At 61.8% G+C, this 16,071-nt stretch carries 12 protein-coding genes and 1 pseudogene; 5 read left to right on the top strand and 8 right to left on the bottom strand.

Annotation, left to right across the window (positions count from 1 at the left end):
• Positions 1 to 9: 9 nt before the first annotated feature.
• The 5 genes from PVA39_RS07600 to PVA39_RS07580 all read right to left on the bottom strand — a co-directional run bounded on the left by PVA39_RS07600 (position 10) and on the right by PVA39_RS07580 (position 6,624).
• A complete protein-coding gene (locus tag PVA39_RS07600; protein WP_274123563.1) occupies positions 10 to 1,359 on the bottom strand; it encodes a sigma-54 dependent transcriptional regulator in 1,350 nt (449 codons plus the stop codon).
• Positions 1,360 to 1,896: 537 nt separating this feature from the next.
• Entirely contained in the window at positions 1,897 to 3,003 is a 1,107-nt protein-coding gene (locus PVA39_RS07595; protein WP_274123562.1) for a YheT family hydrolase, read from the bottom strand.
• A 50-nt stretch (positions 3,004 to 3,053) separates the two neighbouring features.
• The gene (locus tag PVA39_RS07590; protein ID WP_274123561.1) at positions 3,054 to 4,217 is read right to left on the bottom strand and encodes an FAD-binding oxidoreductase; all 1,164 of its coding nucleotides are present in this window, start codon (positions 4,215 to 4,217) and stop codon (positions 3,054 to 3,056) included.
• Positions 4,210 to 5,739: a phytoene desaturase family protein gene (locus tag PVA39_RS07585; RefSeq protein ID WP_274123560.1), complete on the bottom strand. Its 1,530-nt coding sequence runs from the start codon at positions 5,737 to 5,739 to the stop codon at positions 4,210 to 4,212. The genes PVA39_RS07590 and PVA39_RS07585 overlap by 8 nt, the downstream gene beginning before the upstream one ends.
• Before the next feature lie 48 nt (positions 5,740 to 5,787).
• Positions 5,788 to 6,624 carry an enoyl-CoA hydratase-related protein gene (locus tag PVA39_RS07580; RefSeq protein WP_274123559.1) on the bottom strand — a complete coding sequence of 279 codons (837 nt, stop codon included), beginning with the start codon at positions 6,622 to 6,624 and terminating at the stop codon, positions 5,788 to 5,790.
• A gap of 115 nt (positions 6,625 to 6,739) precedes the next feature.
• Here PVA39_RS07580 and PVA39_RS07575 point away from each other — a divergent pair, with 115 nt between their 5' ends.
• Both PVA39_RS07575 and PVA39_RS07570 read left to right on the top strand, forming a co-directional pair.
• Positions 6,740 to 7,384, top strand: a complete 645-nt coding sequence (locus tag PVA39_RS07575; RefSeq protein WP_274123558.1) for a TetR/AcrR family transcriptional regulator — start codon at positions 6,740 to 6,742, stop codon at positions 7,382 to 7,384.
• A gap of 79 nt (positions 7,385 to 7,463) precedes the next feature.
• Positions 7,464 to 8,421: pseudogene (locus PVA39_RS07570) on the top strand (GNAT family N-acetyltransferase).
• Between the two features lie 630 nt (positions 8,422 to 9,051).
• On the opposite strand, the gene PVA39_RS07565 reads toward PVA39_RS07570, so the two are convergent.
• Both PVA39_RS07565 and PVA39_RS07560 read right to left on the bottom strand, forming a co-directional pair.
• Positions 9,052 to 10,425: a GntP family permease gene (locus tag PVA39_RS07565; protein WP_274123557.1), complete on the bottom strand. Its 1,374-nt coding sequence runs from the start codon at positions 10,423 to 10,425 to the stop codon at positions 9,052 to 9,054.
• A gap of 125 nt (positions 10,426 to 10,550) precedes the next feature.
• Entirely contained in the window at positions 10,551 to 11,045 is a 495-nt protein-coding gene (locus PVA39_RS07560; RefSeq protein ID WP_274123806.1) for a gluconokinase, read from the bottom strand.
• Positions 11,046 to 11,266: 221 nt separating this feature from the next.
• Here PVA39_RS07560 and PVA39_RS07555 point away from each other — a divergent pair, with 221 nt between their 5' ends.
• Complete coding sequence (locus PVA39_RS07555) at positions 11,267 to 12,292, top strand: LacI family DNA-binding transcriptional regulator (RefSeq protein ID WP_274123556.1); 1,026 nt, start codon at positions 11,267 to 11,269, stop codon at positions 12,290 to 12,292.
• A 133-nt stretch (positions 12,293 to 12,425) separates the two neighbouring features.
• On the opposite strand, the gene PVA39_RS07550 is transcribed toward PVA39_RS07555, so the two are convergent.
• Positions 12,426 to 13,442: a zinc-dependent alcohol dehydrogenase family protein gene (locus PVA39_RS07550; protein WP_274123555.1), complete on the bottom strand. Its 1,017-nt coding sequence runs from the start codon at positions 13,440 to 13,442 to the stop codon at positions 12,426 to 12,428.
• Between the two features lie 241 nt (positions 13,443 to 13,683).
• Between PVA39_RS07550 and PVA39_RS07545 the strand changes: the two genes are divergently transcribed.
• Positions 13,684 to 14,601, top strand: coding sequence for a LysR family transcriptional regulator (locus PVA39_RS07545; protein ID WP_093504721.1), 918 nt, complete (start codon positions 13,684 to 13,686; stop codon positions 14,599 to 14,601).
• Between the two features lie 179 nt (positions 14,602 to 14,780).
• Positions 14,781 to 16,001 (top strand): multidrug efflux RND transporter periplasmic adaptor subunit MexE, encoded by a 1,221-nt coding sequence (mexE, locus tag PVA39_RS07540; RefSeq protein ID WP_274123554.1) that lies wholly within the window; start codon positions 14,781 to 14,783, stop codon positions 15,999 to 16,001.
• Positions 16,002 to 16,071 lie beyond the last annotated feature (70 nt).

Raw genomic sequence — 16,071 nt, 5'->3', positions numbered from 1 at the left:
GTACAGAGCCTAGTCGCCTTGGGCCACACGACTATTGCGCAGATTGTGTTTCTGCAGCAGCCGGTAAAAAGTCGGCCGCGACACGCCCAGGGAGCGGGCGGCGTGGCTCATGTTGCTGGCGAAGTGCAGCAGGGCGTCTTCCAGTGCCTTGCGTTCGGCGTTGAGCAGGTATTCATCGAGGGGGCGACAGAGCGGGGTAACGGGCGCTGCCAGACCGATATCGTGCAGCTCGATCTCCCGCCCTTCGGCGAGCACCTGGCCGAGGCGGACGCGATTGGCCAGCTCGCGCACGTTCCCCGGCCAGTGGTGGGCGAGCAGGGCTGCGGTGGCTTCGCGGCTGAAGCGGCGCGGGCGCCGGCCAATCTCAGCGGCATAGAGTTGCGAGAAGTGTTCGGCGAACAGGGCGATATCTTCCTTGCGCTCGCGCAGCGGCGTGGTGCGCACCTGCAGCACGTTCAGCCGATAATAAAGATCCTCTCGGAAGCGACCTTTCTCGATGGCGTCTTCCAGGTTGATATGGGTCGCAGCCAACACCCGGACATTGGCAGTAATCGGCTTGCTTGAGCCCACGCGTTCGAAGGTCATTTCCTGCATGAAACGCAGCAGATTGGCCTGCATTTCCAGGGGGAGGTCGCCAATCTCGTCGAGGAACAGCGTGCCGCCTTCGGCGGATTCTATACGGCCGATCTTGCGCTGATGCGCGCCGGTGAAAGCGCCTTTCTCATGGCCGAACAGCTCCGAGTGGATCAAGTGTTCGGAGATCGCCCCGCAGTTGATGGTCACGAAGGGGCCTTTGTTACGCCTCGATTGACGCTGGAGGCTGCGCGCCACTACTTCCTTCCCAGTGCCGCTTTCTCCGGTGATCAGCACCGGCGAGTCGCTGATTGCGAGTTTTCCGATCAGCTTGCATAGCGCCTGAGTAGCTGGGCTTTGCCCGACCATCAGCACATCGTCGATGGCGCTAGGCTTGGTATCCGGGTGGCGCAAGCGGCCCATGCCGAACGCGCGGCCCAGGGTGCAGTGCATGCGAGCGATGTCGATGGGCAGGGTATGAAAGTCGAAAAACCATTCGTAGATAAAGTTGGCCAGCCCGGTGTTATGGCGCAGGTCTCCACTCATCACGGCGATCCATTCACTTCGGCTGTGATGAATCAGCTGTTTGATATGTTCAAGTTGGTTCAGATGGTGAGGTTGCAGGCAAATAACACAAACATCGTAACCGGGCTCGATCTTATTGTTCAGGCCGCTGCGTTCGACCAGCCAGCGTTCGCGCTGCAGTTCCTGAATAAGCGGTTCACAGTCGCTAACGGAGTCAACCATCAGCAAACGCCTGTGCGAATAATCCAGCGAACCTAGCATACGAACTCCTTGCCAGTATGGGCCGTGTTACAGCACTCACACCCGTAGTCCTTGCTCGCGACGTCGTTTCGCCAGCGGGCTGCAGGCCTGGGCTGGCAAAGGCATCAAGGATTTCAGTGTGTAGTGCCGGTGCAGCGGGAGACTACACCGAAAGTGTTTTATTGAACGTCCTTCAAGGGGCGTTTCTTATCTTTTGGCCATTCGGTTATCGCTACCGGCATGGCTATCCAAGTGTACAGACGAACTTAGATTATCCGATGAGTATGACGGGTGGAATATGGGGAGGCATGGGCTAGATAATTAAATTCTTCTTTTAAATCATCAGTTGTCTTATCTGTTTATTATTTGGCGCCAAATTCAGATCAATTAACTAAGTTGGCAAGGTGCCAATAGTAGGTTTTCTCAAACGTCATGTTTTTGGCTGCAGCCTATTGGTGCGCGTGCCGACGGGTAGCTGCCTCGCGCAGTTAGAGGCGAGCAAGGCAGCATTGCTTACTGAATCAGAAAGTGGGCGGGTATGACTCAGTATCTGGCAGCTTATCGATCAGTGCCGGTGTGAACCGCCTGCAGAAATTCCGCCGCCAGATAATGGGCCCAGGGGCGGGCGCTGAGTCCGGACAGATAAGCGCAGTGGCTGCCGCGGGAGGTGACTGCCAGCAAGGTTTTCGGCATCCTCGCCATGGCGTCCTGGTGTTCGCGCACATTGTCGGCCACGCAGACGGGATCGTCCTCGGCGTTGAGCACCAGCAGCGGCACGCTGATCCGCTCCATCAGCGCCACCGGGTTGCAGCCGTCCAGGTAGGCCTGCCAGCTGGGGTAGCCGGCGCATTCGTAGAGGTGCTGATGAAATTCATCCAGGCTTTGCGCGCCTTCCAGTTGTGCCAGGCTGGGCCAGGTCGACAGCGCTTCGCGGTTCGGCGTCACGAACTGGCGCACCAGCCTTCTCGCCATCACCCGGCTGTATGGAGCCCGCGACCGGGCGAAGGCGACTTGAATATCGTAGCCGGGGCAGTAGGCGAAGGCGCCCCTTAGCGGCGTGTCTTCGCCTTGCTCGCCCAGGTAACGCACCAGCAGGCCAGTGCCGGCCGAAACGCCCGCAGCGTAGAGCGGGGAGTGTGGGTAACGCTCGCTGATTAACTCCAGTTGCTCGCGCAGATCTTCGGTGTCGCCCATGGTATTGAAGCGCGGGCTGGTCAACGGCAATTCACCATGGCCGCGACGCTCGCACAGCACCACCCGCCAACCGGCCAGGCGCCGCATGTCGCGCATGAACACGCGCATGCTTTGCGGCGAGCCGGTGATGGTGTGCAGCACCACCAGAGTCGGCACCTGCTCCGGCAATTCGGTGCCCAGCCAATGCAGCGCGGTGGTGCCGCCATCGCTCATGCGCAGCGTCTCGGCGTGGTCGTAAACCAGGCGAGGAGAGAGCGCTTCCTGAATGCCGGCTACAAGAATCTGCAGATGGCCGTTGATCAGCCAGGGCGTTACCCAGTAGCGCTGGGTCAGTCGCGGCACCTTGGCCAGCAGGTCGGCGTTATGCGCGTTGGCCTGGTAAATCAGCTGCGGCCGGCGTGCGGCGGTGGCCAGGTAGTAGGCGGTAAAACAGGCCAGAACCAGGCACAGCGCGGCCATCGCGATGGTCATTCAATCGACTCGTAAAGGTTTATCGGCCGCGCATCTTAACGAGCACGGCGTTAAAGCAGCACTTCTATATCGCTGGTGGCGAAGGCCACGCAGCTATAAATCCAGCCGAAATCGCGGTCGGAGGCGCGTAGGTGCGCTTCCTGCGGGTTGAACACGGAGCCGGACACCAGCTTGACCCGGCACAGGCTGCACTCGCCTGAGCGGCAGGCGTTTTCGACGAAGTAACCGTTGCGTTCCAGGGCGTTGAGCAGTGGCTCACCGACCCGGCTGCGGAAGCTGCCGCGGCCCTGCACGGTGATCTGCACTTCGTCGTCCATGGCCACCGATTCAGGCCAGCCGGCCTGGGCGTTAGGCCACTTGGGCGCGCCGTTGGCTTCCACACGTAGGCGCCGGCGTGGTACGCCCAGCTCACCGAGCAGCGCCACGCAACTGTCGTTGAAGGGCGTCGGCCCGCAGATGTAGAACATCTTGCCGTCGGGCACATCCAGCAGTTCAGCGAGCATCTCGCGGTTAAGTCGGCCGCTGCGCCCCGTGTAGCCGACAGGCGGGCGGGTGATGACTTCGCTCAGGGTGAGGTTGTCATGCTGCGCCGCCAACTCGCGCAGTTGCTCGGCGTAGATCACGTCATCGGTGTGGCTGTTCACGTAGATCATGTGAAAGCGCTGCGTCAGGCCGCGTTCGAGGATGTTCAGCAGCATGCTGCGCGCCGGCGCCGAACCCGAGCCGCCGGCGAGAAACACCAGATCGTCGCCATGAAACAGCGGGTTGTGATGAAAGGTGCCCATCGGCCCGGAACTGGTCAGGCGTTGGCCGACCGTCACCTGATCCAGCAGATAGCCCGAGACGAAGCCCCCCTCGGCGCGCTTGATGGTCAGGTCGTAATGCAGGCGCTGCAGCGGCGAAGACGACATGGCGTACGGCCGGGCCGTGCGCACACCGTTGATGTCGACGAACATGTTGACGTACTGGCCGGCCTGGAACGGTGGCAGCGGCTGGCGATCGATCGATACCAGGCGCAGCGTGCGGGTGCTCGGCGTTTCCTCGATGATCTCGGCCACTTCCAGTTGCAGGCGCTTGGGATGCAGCTGCACCACGGCGTTGCCTACTTCGCCGCGTACCTCCTGAAAATCACTGCCACTACGCTCCAGCGCCTGTTTGGCGGCAGCCGCGGCGGAGTAACCGGCGATCAGATTCAGCGCGTTGTGCTCAGACATGTGCCACCTCGTTCGCCTTGTGGGCCTTCAATTGCTTGAGCACGGCCCTGGCGGTGGATTCGCCGGCCATGTAGGTCGGCTGGAAGCCGCCGATGGTCGTCCAGGAACCGGCGCTATAGAGGCCGGGCACCGCGTCCAGGCGCTCGCGCAGCAGGCTGGAATCCTGGGCGCTCTGCTGGAAACCGTAGATGGCGCCGCCCGGGGTGTTGAGGTAGCGCATCATGGTCAGCGGCGTGGCCACTTCGACTTCCACGATGTACTGGCGCACTTTGGGGTAGACCTTCTCGATCAGCGCGATGAGCTTCTCGGCGAAGGCATATTTGGTCTGCGCGTAGTCCTCGGGTTTTACCGCCTTCCACACGTCGCCGTACTGCAGGCACACCAGCACCACCTGGCTCTTGCCAGGCGGCGCAGCGCTCGGGTCTTCGAGGTTGTAGCAGGTCAGCATGCCACCCAGCGGCGGTTCCAAGCTGCCCATGCGGGCGTGGATCTGCTCTTCGTCGGGCGTCTCGTAGATAAAGCTCGACGCCGTGGTGACGCCCAGCTCCTGGGGCGTGCAGTCCAGGCCGAGGTAGATCACGAACGCCGAGGTGCCCATGCGCCGCGATTTGAAATCCTCACGGATCGGCAGCGGCGGCTGCTCCAGATCGAGCAGCTCGTTGAAGGTGATCAGCGGGCTGGCATTGGAAACCACTGCCGTGCAGCTCACGGTTTCGCCGCCTTCCAGGCTGACGGCGCTGACCCGGCCGTCACGGGTATGGATCTTCTGCACGGCGCAGTTGAAGCGCACCTCGCCGCCGGCTTCGATGAACGACTCGACCAGCGCGTTGGACATCGCCTGGGAGCCGCCCCTGATATGCCAGGGCTTGAACACCGCGTAGGCGTAGAGCATCACCGCCAGGTCGGAAAACGGCAACATGCTTGGCGCCACGCCTAGATAAAGCCAGTAGGTGGCGAGCACGTGCTTGAGTTTGGCGTCGCTGAAGAATTCGTCCAGCACCTCACGCGCCGGGCGAAAGCCGTACTTCACGAAGTAGGGGCACATCGAGTTGAGAGCCGCCTCGCTATTGGCGCGGCGCGCTTGAGGCAGGGTCATGAAGCTTTCCAGGCTGACCTTCTCGCACACCAGCATGAAGCGCTCGATGGCTTCGCTTTCGGCCGGGTACAGCTCCTGCAGCAGACGGCGGATGCCTGACCAACTGGCGGGCAGGGTGGCGTCCAGCTCGCCCGGCACCACCAGGCGATACAGCGCGTGTTCCTGAATGAACTGCACCTTGTCGAGAACGCCCAGATTAGCGAAGAACTTGCGCATCACGAAGGGTTTGTCTTCGGTGCCCAGGCCGCTGAGCTGATGCAGGGCCACCTCGAACTCGAAGTTGCCACGCACGAAGGAGGTCGCGCAGCCGCCCGGAATATTGTGGCGCTCGACCAGCAGTGTGCGGCTGCCACCGCGCTGCAGAGCGGTGGCAGCGGTCAGCCCGGCGTTGCCGGCGCCGATGACCACGGCGTCGTAATGCTTCATCACTCACCTCAAACTTATCAGCGATAAGATTTGGTTAAAAAGAATGCGTCAGAAGGTCTTTGGCAATTCGAGTAGATCGGCAAATTCTGCCGACGCGCCGGTGGCCCGCGCCTGCACCGAACGCAGAATGTCCTGGCCGCTGAGGATCGAACTCTGCAACAGCACCGTGTGCTGCAGGGACTCGTAAACACCGTGATCACGGCTGTAGAGCATCGCGCGCTTGATGCCGTTGATGGCGATGGGCGGGCGCTCGGCAATCCGCCTGGCCGCGGCGAAGGCGCCGTCGAGCAGTTCTTCGGGCGTGGCGAACAGCTTGGCGAGCAGGCCCATGCTGTACGCATCGGCCGCGTTCAGCGTGTCGCCGGTCAGGGCCAGGTAGCGGGCGACACCGGCCGGAATCAGCCGTGGCAGGCGCTGCAGCACGCCGAGATCGGCCATCATGCCGACGTTGGTTTCCTCGATACGAAACTTCGCGCCGTCACTGGCGAAGCAGAAGTCGCAGGCGGCGATCAGGTCGAAACCGGCGCCGACACAGGTGCCTTGCACCGCCGCGATCACCGGGAAGCGGGCCTTCTCCAGCTCATTGAGCGCATCCTGCATGCGCTCCAGATTGAGCTGCAGCATCTCCCGTTCCTGGGCGCTGGCGGCGTGAAACTCCTTTGCCGAGGAAAACATCTGTATGTCCAGGCCGCCGCAGAACACCTTGCCCTGGGCGGAAATCACCATGGCGCGCACCTGGCCAGAGCGGCTCAGCTCATCGACCGCGGCCGGCAGCTCGCTCCAGAAAGCCCAGGTCAGGCTGTTGGCCTTGTCAGGGCGGTTCAATTGCAGGTGGGCGATACCGGCTTCGACGCTTAAGGCGAAACATTCGTAGGTTGCGATCATGGTGCACCTCTCGATGACGATTTGAGCGATGCCAAGATTGCAATCTTATCAGCGTCAAGATATTTATGAATGGTAAGATCCAAGCCTTTCCTGTCCGTCCAGTCAGAGCCTTTCCATGAGCAAGCGACCTCAGCGTTCTCGCGACACCTACCACGTGGGTAACCTGGCGCCTCAGCTGCTCAGCGCAGCGCGCGAGATGCTCGAGGAAGTCGGGCCGACCAAGTTGTCGCTGCGTGGGGTGTCCGAACGCGTTGGGGTGAGCTCCACGGCGGCTTACCATCACTACGCCAACCGCGCCGAGCTGATCGGCCACCTGGCGGGCAAGGGTTTTCGCGAACTGGCGGTTGCGCTGCGCGCGGCGGAGCAGGGCAGCAGTGGCCTGCTCAAGCTGCGCGACGCAAGCCTGGCCTATTTCAGCTTCGCACGCGCCAATCCTGCGTTGTATCAACTGATGTTCGGCCCCGAACTGGGCAGCGAGGACATGCCGGTCGAATACCGTGAAGCCCGCGATGAGGCTTTCGGTGAACTCAAACGGATCATCGCCGAGATCCTCAATCAGCGCATCGACAGTCCGGAAGTGCGTCGCGCAGCCCTGGCTGGCTGGTCCTACACCCACGGCCTGGCCTCACTGGTGATCCACGGCGTGCTGCAATTGCCGAGTTCCACCAGCGACAGTCGCTTCGTGGACAGCACGCTGCGCGGCTTCGAGCATCTGTTCAAGGCGGGAGAGGGCGATGAGGCGCAGCGGGGCGCTCAATAAGCGAGCCAAGCCAAACGCGCAGAAGGGTCGGAATCACACGCCTGATGCTTTAAACTAGCGGGTTGCCGAAAGAACCGTCATGGCCATAGCCATGAAGGGCTTTAAATCCTCAAATCTGTGTGGTGAAGATGAACAAGCCTTTCATTTCGCTGTGCCCTGAAATTACTCGGGCACATGCGCTGAAGCTGATGGACTGGTTGGAAGATGATCGCGTTACCTGCTACCTGAGCGATTCACGCGACGTTTCCCGCACCATCGAACACACCATCGAGCGGACTCAACTGCCGATCCTGACCCATTTGTTCAACCGCGATGGCCGTTTCTTCATGGCCTATGACCGGTACGACGAGCCGGTGGGCTTCGTCCGTCTGATCAAGACCGGCAAGGAATGCGAGATCGTCCTGGCCATCGGTGACAGTGAAAAATGGGGCCGCAGCCTCGGTACTCGCACCATCCGCGAAGGCATGAAACTGGCCTTTCTCGACATGCGCGCCGAGAAACTCATCGCCAATATTCATCCGCAAAACCTGCGCTCGCAGAAGGCCTTTGAGCGCAGCGGCTTCGAGCTTGAGAGCGAAACGCCGACCATGACGTCATGGACGATGACCGCCGCGCGATATCTGCAGCTGCTCCGTGAAGACGCTTTTCGCGATGCGCCGGGGATCTACATAACCGAGATGGACAAGGCCAAGCTCGATAACCTGATCGCGCTGGAGGAAGGCCCGGTCGTCCAACTTGAACACGAGCTCGAACGCGCCGTGGTCGTCGAGCCGGATCAGGTGCCGGGCACTGTCATCACCATGAATTCCAGAGCCCTGGTGCAACTGGACGATGAAGAGATCGAAGTGGCCGTGGTTTACCCCGAAGACGCCAACAGCAGCGCCGGCAAGCACTCAGTGTGCTCCGACCTCGGCGCCGCCATCCTGGGCTATCAGGAAGGCGACGCCATCGACTGGCGCATCGCAGGCCGCACGCGGCAGATCGAGATCAGGAAGGTGCTTTATCAGCCGGAGGCGGCGGGCGACTATCACTTGTAGCGTCAGATGGAAGTCCGTGTCGCTGGATAACAGGTGAATAGAGAGCCGCAGGGAAGTTGCTCAATTGGAAGGCAGAGTGAGGAGCAAGGTGAATGAGCGTGAACGTTTGTCATACATAATTTAACATAATATACATTATGCGAAGTTTTGCTCTGAGCTTTGCCAGGCTTCCCCAGTCAGTTTTCAACGCTCAAAACCAACGTTTCCTCACCAGGGCGTTCGCATCTCCATTCACAAGCTCAGCAGTCGTAAATCATGCACCCATCAGAATGCCGACGGCGATGAATACGAACAGACAGGCGCAAAAGAATCCGCCGACGATAATGGTCGCCTTTACCGCTCTTACCAAACGGTTGCGCATTGAAAACCTCTGCCGGCTGGTTGTGTGAGTTGAAGTCATTCGACCACCGTGGCGACGATCCGGGTTCAGTCTTTTAGCGACCGTGTTCTTTACGAGATCAGTCCCAGCCGTCAGGCCCTTCAATGTGGCCGCTGCCCGCGTCGATTAATCGAAAAGTGACTCTCGATGCGGTGCATGAGGTGGGCGCGCAATGGGCAATAGTCGAGCCTGAATGTTGTGCCAAGGATCTCATCGCAGGCTGCTGAGATGAAATCCTCGGCGTTCTTGCGCTAGAGGATAAGGCTGCCGATCAGCGCCAACAGGAAGGCGATGCCGCCGAGCAGCGTTTCCATCACCGTCCAGGTTTTCAGCGTGGTCTTCTCATCCATTTCCAGGAAGCGGCTGACCAGCCAGAAGCCCGAGTCGTTGACGTGAGACAGCACCGTGGCGCCACCGGCGATGGCCACGACGATAAAGCACAGGTCGAACTCGCTCAGCCCTGGCGTGGCTGCCACCAATGGTGCAACCAGCGCGGCGGTAGTGGTCAGCGCGACCGTCGCCGAACCTTGCGCCACGCGCAGCGCCGCGGCGATCACGAAAGCCGCGATGATGACTGGCATGCCGGTATCCGACAGCACATCGGCCAAGGCATCGCCGATACCGCTGGTGCGCAGCACACCACCGAACATGCCCCCTGCCCCTGTAACCAGAATGATCGAGCAGATCGGTCCGAGCGCGCCTTCGCACACCTTCTCCAGGTGCTTGCGACTATGCCGGCCGCTAAACGCAACCAGCGCGAAGAGCACGGTGATCAGCAGCGCGACCGGCGTTTTGCCGAGCATGCGCAGGAATTGCACCCAGGTGCTGCCGCCATCGACGGCGCCGATGACGGTCAGGGTATTGAGGCCGGTATCCAGGAAGATCAGCAGCAATGGCAACAGCAGGATGGCCATGACCAGCGAAAACGCTGGTGGCGCTACGTTCTCGTCGCGCGGCAGGTCGGTCAGGAAGCTAGCGGGCAGCTTGAGGTCGAAACGCTTGCCGGCCCAGCGGCCGAACAGATAAGCGCCAAAATACCAGGTCGGAATGGCGATCAAGGTGCCAACGATGACCAGCAAGCCGATGTTCGCCCCCAGCAGTTCAGCCGCGGCGACCGGGCCTGGGTGTGGTGGCACCAGGGCGTGCATCGCTGCGAAGGCGCCGGCTGCCGGCAATGCGTAGGTCAGTGTCGAGCCGCCGAAGCGTTTGGCCACGCTGAAGATGATCGGCAACATGACCACCAGGCCGGCATCGAAGAAGATCGGGAAGCCGAACAGTAGAGACGCGACGCCCAGTGCGAATGGCGCGCGGTGTTCACCGAACTTGTTGATCAGCGTGTCCGCCAGCACCTGAGCGCCGCCGGTGATTTCTAGCAGACGCCCGATCATCGCTCCCAGGCCGACCAGCAGCGCCACGGAAGCCAGGGTGGTGCCGAAGCCGCCGAGCAGCGTCGGCACGATCTTGTCGAAGGGAATCTGCGTGGCCAGTGCGGTGACGATGCTCACCAGCAGCAACCCCAGAAAGGCATGCAGTCGGAAACGAATGATCAGCAGCAGGAGCAGCAGTACAGCGCCGACGGCGATGCCCAGCAGCGGGCCTGCGCCCAGGGTGGTCGTCTCATTCATGATGAGCGCCCTCCTCTATAGTCGCTAGCTGGCGAGGATGGAGTTGGGTGTAAGGGTCAGCCTGGTGAATCGTTTTCATGTCGCCTCCACTTGTCGTTGTTATGGGAGATGCATGGGTTGCACGGTCAGCGGTCGTTGTTCGAGGTCCGCCACCAGTCAGCGGCCTTGCGGCCAAGAGTGTCGATGGGTTGCGTGGCATCCAGCGCCAGGGTTGAAGGCTCGCCTAAAGGCGGCTCCAGGGTGTCGAACTGGCTGTCGATCAGGCTGGCTGGCATGAAATGGCCAGGCCGGTTGCCGACTCGCTTGGCGGCCTCTTCGCGGGATAGCTCGAGAAACACAAAGCCCAGACCGGGCACAGCCGCACGCAGCCGTTCGCGGTACTTGCGTTTGAGCGACGAGCAAGTGAGTACAGGGTAAGGATGGCTTTCGAGTGTCCTGACCAGTTCCTGACCCAGGCGGGTCAGCCAGTCGGCGCGATCATCGTCATCGAGGGGAATGCCGGCGCTCATCTTTTCGATGTTGGCAGGCGGATGGAACTGGTCACCTTCGATCAGGTAACCGCCGACATGGTTGGCGATCGACTCGCCGACGCAGCTCTTGCCGCATCCGGAAACGCCCATGACGACCACTGCGGTTATCGGTTTGCTCATCGTGTAACTCCAGCAGAAGACAGCGCTATCTTTGGCGGATAAATCGTTCGCGAGACAGCGGCTTCAGATGTTGTAACTGTTATTCGCCGGTTCCTGCTGCTCAGGGACTACAAGCGCATCGCGCTCGATTGAAAAGCCCTTGAGACAGCGCTACCTTAACCAGCAATTCTGGCCGATGACAACCCCTGCCGATGAAATCTCCGACGCACAGCAGCTCCCGCACCCTTGGCATGCCGACCCTGGCGCAGGTCGCCGAACGCGCTGGCGTCTCCACGATCACCGCGTCCCGAGCGCTGCGCGGCGTGACCACGGTCGGTGCCGATTTCGCCGAGCGGGTACGCCAAGCAGCCGATGAACTGGGTTATGTGGCCAACCCCGCGGCGCGCATGCTGGCGTCGGCGCGCAGCACCTCGGTGGTGGTCTTGGTGCCGTCGCTGTCCAACCAGTTGTTCGTCGAGCCGCTTGAGGCTATCCATGAGGTGATGCGCCCAAGAGGCATCGAAGTACTGATCGGCGATTATCACTACTGCCGCGACGAGGAAGAACGGTTGGTACGCAACTACCTGCCGTACCGGCCAATGGGCATGTTGCTGACTGGTTTCGACCGCACCGAAGGCACACGACACCTGCTCAGCGCCAGCCGTATTCCTTGCGTGCACATGATGGAGTTGAGCGCTGCGCCGGGTATCGCTAGCGTCGGGTTTTCCCAGCAGGCGGCCGGTGAAGCCGCGGCCAGGCATCTGCTGCAGCAAGGTCGCAGGCGGCTCGCCTATGTGGCGGCCCAGCTGGACCCGCGGGTAATGCAACGCGGCGAAGGGTTTCGCCGCGCCTTGCAGGCCGCCGGCGTCTACGACCCGGCCCTGGAGCTGTTGCATCCCCTGCCCTCGTCCATCGGCCTGGGCTGCCAGCTGTTTCGCGATTTGATGCAGCGCCATCCGGATGTCGACGGCATCTTCTTCTGCAACGACGACCTGGCCCAGGGCGCGCTGTTCGAAGCACAGCGCTGCGAGATGGCGGTGCCGGGGCGCGTGGCGATGGTCGGTTTCAACGACCTGCCGGCTTCGGCGCATACCGTGCCGCGCCTGTCGTCGATCCATACGCCGCGCACCGAGGTGGGCCGCGAGGCCGCCAACCTGCTACTGAAAATGCTCGATGGCCGCCCCGTCACACCCAGTATCGACCTGGGCTTCGAGCTGCGGGTGCGTGAGAGCAGTTAGGATCTATTGACGCTCCAACACGCGCACGTCATCAAAACGCAATGGATCTGCGTGATGCTAGAGGCCTGACACAAGGACGTGTCGCCCCACAAAAAAGCCCGGCCGATGCCGGGCTTTTTCGTATGCGGTGGGGTCACTCGAGCGTCAGGGCGACGCGGCCGCGATCCGGGCAGGCTTCCATGTAGCGGTGCGACTCGGCGAATTCCTCGAAGGGGAAGGTCTTGTCGACACGTGGCTTGAGCAAGCCCTTGGCGGTGAGCTCGTTGATGTGGTCCAAAGCGCGCTGCACGGCGTGTTCATCCTGCTCGATGCCCAGCTCCGAATGGCCGGTAAAGTCCAGCACGCAGTGACGGAAGAACTGCAGGTGCTTCTTGAATGCGGCGCAGGCCGGGAACGCGGTGTCGTTGCCACCGTTGAGCCCGTAAAGGATCAGCTTGCCGCGGGTGGCCGCCACGTCACCGAGCAGCTTGAGCTGCTGGCCGGCGCAGTGATCGAGGATAACCTCGGCGCCCTTGCCTTCGGTGTAGCGCTCGACCTCGAGCACCAGATCCTGCTCTTCGGTGAAGATGATCTTGTCGGCGCCCAGCTCACGCAGGAACTCACGGCTGCCCGGCACGCTGGTCGACACAATGACGTTGGCGCCCAGCGCCTTGGCCAGCTGCACCGACTGCGGCGCCAGGCAATGGCAGGCCTCGGTGATCAGCACGTGCTGGCCGGCCTTGAGCTTGGCCAGGTCGACCATCGCGAAATAGGCGAACAGCAGGCCGGTGTAATGGATGCTGGCTTCGGTCGGGCTGAGCACGTCCGGGTAGCGGGTCAGCGCATAGCGCGGCACCACCACCACGTCACCCCAGGTCGGGTAACGGTTGGGCGTGTTGGCCGGGAATGCGGCGACCGGCGTGCCGACAGGGAGGTCGTCAACGCCCTCGCCCACGGCTTCTACGATACCGGCCAGCTCGGAGCCGACACCGGAGGGTAATTTGGCTTCTTCGGACGCCAGGTTCTGGCGCCACAACACGTCGCCCCAGCTGACGCCAAGCGCCTGGACACGTACCAGCACCTCCCCGGCGTTCGGAGTGGGTGTCGGCATTTCTTCGCACTGCAATACGCTGGCGTCGCCGAACTTGTGGAAACGGATCATGCGGGACATCGTCAACCTCAACTGATCGCGGACTGGGTCATTCAATGGACTCGACTTTATCTGCAGACCTTATGTCACACCACCCGGCACGAGTAATAGTCGTCATGCCTCGCAGTGATATAGGCTGCCAGAACGTGTGGTTATGCCGATATGCCGGTGTCTTTCCCAATACGCTCAAGTGCTCGTACTATTGGCGCACAAGGCTCTCACTAGCGTCCCGCTCTGGCAAGCCCGCACATTTGGAACCCGGATGAACCGCAACGACCTGCGACGTCTCGATCTCAACCTGCTGATCGTGTTCGAAACGCTGATGCATGAGCGCAGCGTAACCCGTGCGGCCGAGAAACTGTTTCTTGGCCAGCCCGCGATCAGCGCGGCGTTATCGCGGCTGCGCAACCTGTTCGACGACCCGCTATTCGTGCGCACTGGCCGCAGCATGGAGCCGACTGCCCGTGCGCAGGAAATCTTCGCCCTGCTCTCGCCGGCGCTGGACTCGATCTCCACGGCGGTCAGCCGCGCTTCCGAATTCGACCCGGCCACCAGCAATGCGGTGTTTCGCGTTGGCCTGTCGGACGATGTCGAATTCGCCCTGCTCCCAGCCCTGCTGCGGCGCCTGCGCTCCGAGGCGCCCAACGTGGTGCTGGTAGTGCGCCGCGCCAACTACCTGCTGATGCCCAACCTGCTGGCTTCCGGCGAGATATCGGTAGGCGTCAGTTATACCGAAGAGCTGCCGGCCAACGCCAAGCGCAAGACCCTGCGGCGCAGCAAGCCCAAGCTGCTGCGCGCTGATGCCATCCCCGGCAAGCTCAGCCTCGATGAATATTGCGCCCGCCCCCACGCCATGGTGTCGTTCGCCGGCGACCTCAACGGTTTCATCGATGATCAGTTGGCGCGCTTCGACCGAACCCGCAAGGTGGTGCTCGCCGTGCCGCAGTTCAACGGCCTTGGCACCCTGCTCGCCGGTACCGATCTGATCGCCGTGGTGCCTGACTACACCGCATCCGCGCTCACCGCCGCCGGTGGCCTGCGCGCCGAGGACCTGCCTTTCGAGAGTGACAGCTTCGAAATGTCCATGGCTTGGCGCGGCGCCCAGGACAACGATCCGGCCGAGCGCTGGCTGCGCTCGCGCATTCAGATGTTCTTTGGTGATCCGGACAGCCTCGAATAAGCGAAGTAACCCGGTTGATTGGACTAGACCAAATAGATAGCTAGCTTTCTATTTATATTCCATTGGGTAATATCATCATTGGTGATGATATTTATCTTCGTGTCGTTCGATTCGTTCAGAAATGTTGCAGCGACCAGACTCCGCCTCCATCACTTCTCTCCTCCTGGCGGATCTCAATCATGGAACAGCCCACTACAAGACTCTGGCAATTTCCCCTCGCCCTTACCGCCGCCCTGGTGCTCGCCGCCTGTGGCAAATCCCAGGAAACCGCACAGCAGATGCCGGCGCCCAAAGTCAGCGTCGCCGAGGTCATCGAACAGCCGCTCAACGAGTGGGATGAGTTCACCGGTCGCCTGGAAGCCCCGGAATCGGTTCAGGTTCGCCCGCGCGTCTCCGGTTTCATCGACAAGGTGAGCTTCACCGAAGGCGCGTTGGTGAAGAAAGGCGACCTGCTGTTCCAGATCGACCCGCGCCCTTTCCAGGCCGAGGTCAAACGCCTCGAAGCCCAGCTGCAGCAGGCTCGCTCCAACCTGGCCCGCACCAGCAAGGAAGCCCAGCGTGGCGAGCGCTTGCGTGAAAGCAACGCGATTTCCACCGAGCTGGCCGAAGCGCGCAAAACCGCCGCCGAGGAAGCCAAGGCCGCGGTGGCCGGCATCCAGGCCGAACTCGACAACGCCCGCCTGAACCTCAGCTTCACCCGCGTCACCGCGCCCATCGATGGCCGCGTAAGCCGCGCCGAAGTGACTGCCGGCAACCTGGTGACCGCCAGCGAATCGCTGCTCACCTCGCTGGTCTCCACCGACAAGGTGTACGCCTACTTCGACGCCGACGAGCGCGCCTTCCTCAAGTACACCGAACTGGCTCGCAAGGCCGGCCATGACAGCCGCGGCAAGAGCCCGGTTTACCTGGGCCTGTCCAATGAAGCCGGCAACCCGCACTTGGGCCAGCTGGACTTTCTCGACAACCAGGTCAACCCGCGCACTGGCACCATCCGGGGCCGCGCCGTGTTCGACAACCGTGACGGCCAATTCACCCCGGGCCTGTATGCGCGCCTGAAGCTGGTGGGTAGCGATACCTACGACGCCATGCTGATCCAGGATGTCGCTGTCGGTACCGACCTGGGCAAGAAGTTCGTGCTGGTACTTGGTGACAACAACACCGTGGCCTATCGCTCCGTGGAGCTGGGGCCCAAGCTCGAAGGGCTGCGCATCGTCCGCAGTGGTCTGGCCAAGGGCGACCGCGTGGTGGTCAATGGCCTGCAGCGCGCGATACCGGGCAGCACCGTGGACCCGCAGAGCGTACCGATGGCCGACGAGAAAACCCTGGCGACGCTGGAAAAGCAGCGCAAGGCCGTAGCCTCGGCGCGCAATGACGAACCCCTGAAAGTCAGCCTCAAGTAACACCGGGCCTCGCCCTCTCCCACTTCCTACCCGAGAACCTGCTCGCGCCGCCCATGGCGTGGGCAGGCTG

Source organism: Pseudomonas sp. CNPSo 3701 (assembly GCF_028674975.1).
Lineage (GTDB): Bacteria > Pseudomonadota > Gammaproteobacteria > Pseudomonadales > Pseudomonadaceae > Aquipseudomonas > Aquipseudomonas straminea.
Note: the sequence above shows the minus strand (reverse complement) of the source record. Positions and strands in the feature narration are given on the sequence as shown.

Coding starts and splice junctions, on each gene's coding strand:
- PVA39_RS07600 (WP_274123563.1), bottom strand. CDS start 1,359: ATGCTAGGTTCGCTGGATTATTCGCACAGGCGTTTGCTGATGGTTGAC.
- PVA39_RS07555 (WP_274123556.1), top strand. CDS start 11,267: ATGAAATCTCCGACGCACAGCAGCTCCCGCACCCTTGGCATGCCGACC.
- PVA39_RS07565 (WP_274123557.1), bottom strand. CDS start 10,425: ATGAATGAGACGACCACCCTGGGCGCAGGCCCGCTGCTGGGCATCGCC.
- PVA39_RS07550 (WP_274123555.1), bottom strand. CDS start 13,442: ATGTCCCGCATGATCCGTTTCCACAAGTTCGGCGACGCCAGCGTATTG.
- PVA39_RS07545 (WP_093504721.1), top strand. CDS start 13,684: ATGAACCGCAACGACCTGCGACGTCTCGATCTCAACCTGCTGATCGTG.
- PVA39_RS07575 (WP_274123558.1), top strand. CDS start 6,740: ATGAGCAAGCGACCTCAGCGTTCTCGCGACACCTACCACGTGGGTAAC.
- PVA39_RS07585 (WP_274123560.1), bottom strand. CDS start 5,739: ATGAAGCATTACGACGCCGTGGTCATCGGCGCCGGCAACGCCGGGCTG.
- PVA39_RS07595 (WP_274123562.1), bottom strand. CDS start 3,003: ATGACCATCGCGATGGCCGCGCTGTGCCTGGTTCTGGCCTGTTTTACC.
- mexE (WP_274123554.1), top strand. CDS start 14,781: ATGGAACAGCCCACTACAAGACTCTGGCAATTTCCCCTCGCCCTTACC.
- PVA39_RS07580 (WP_274123559.1), bottom strand. CDS start 6,624: ATGATCGCAACCTACGAATGTTTCGCCTTAAGCGTCGAAGCCGGTATC.
- PVA39_RS07590 (WP_274123561.1), bottom strand. CDS start 4,217: ATGTCTGAGCACAACGCGCTGAATCTGATCGCCGGTTACTCCGCCGCG.
- PVA39_RS07560 (WP_274123806.1), bottom strand. CDS start 11,045: ATGGGCGTTTCCGGATGCGGCAAGAGCTGCGTCGGCGAGTCGATCGCC.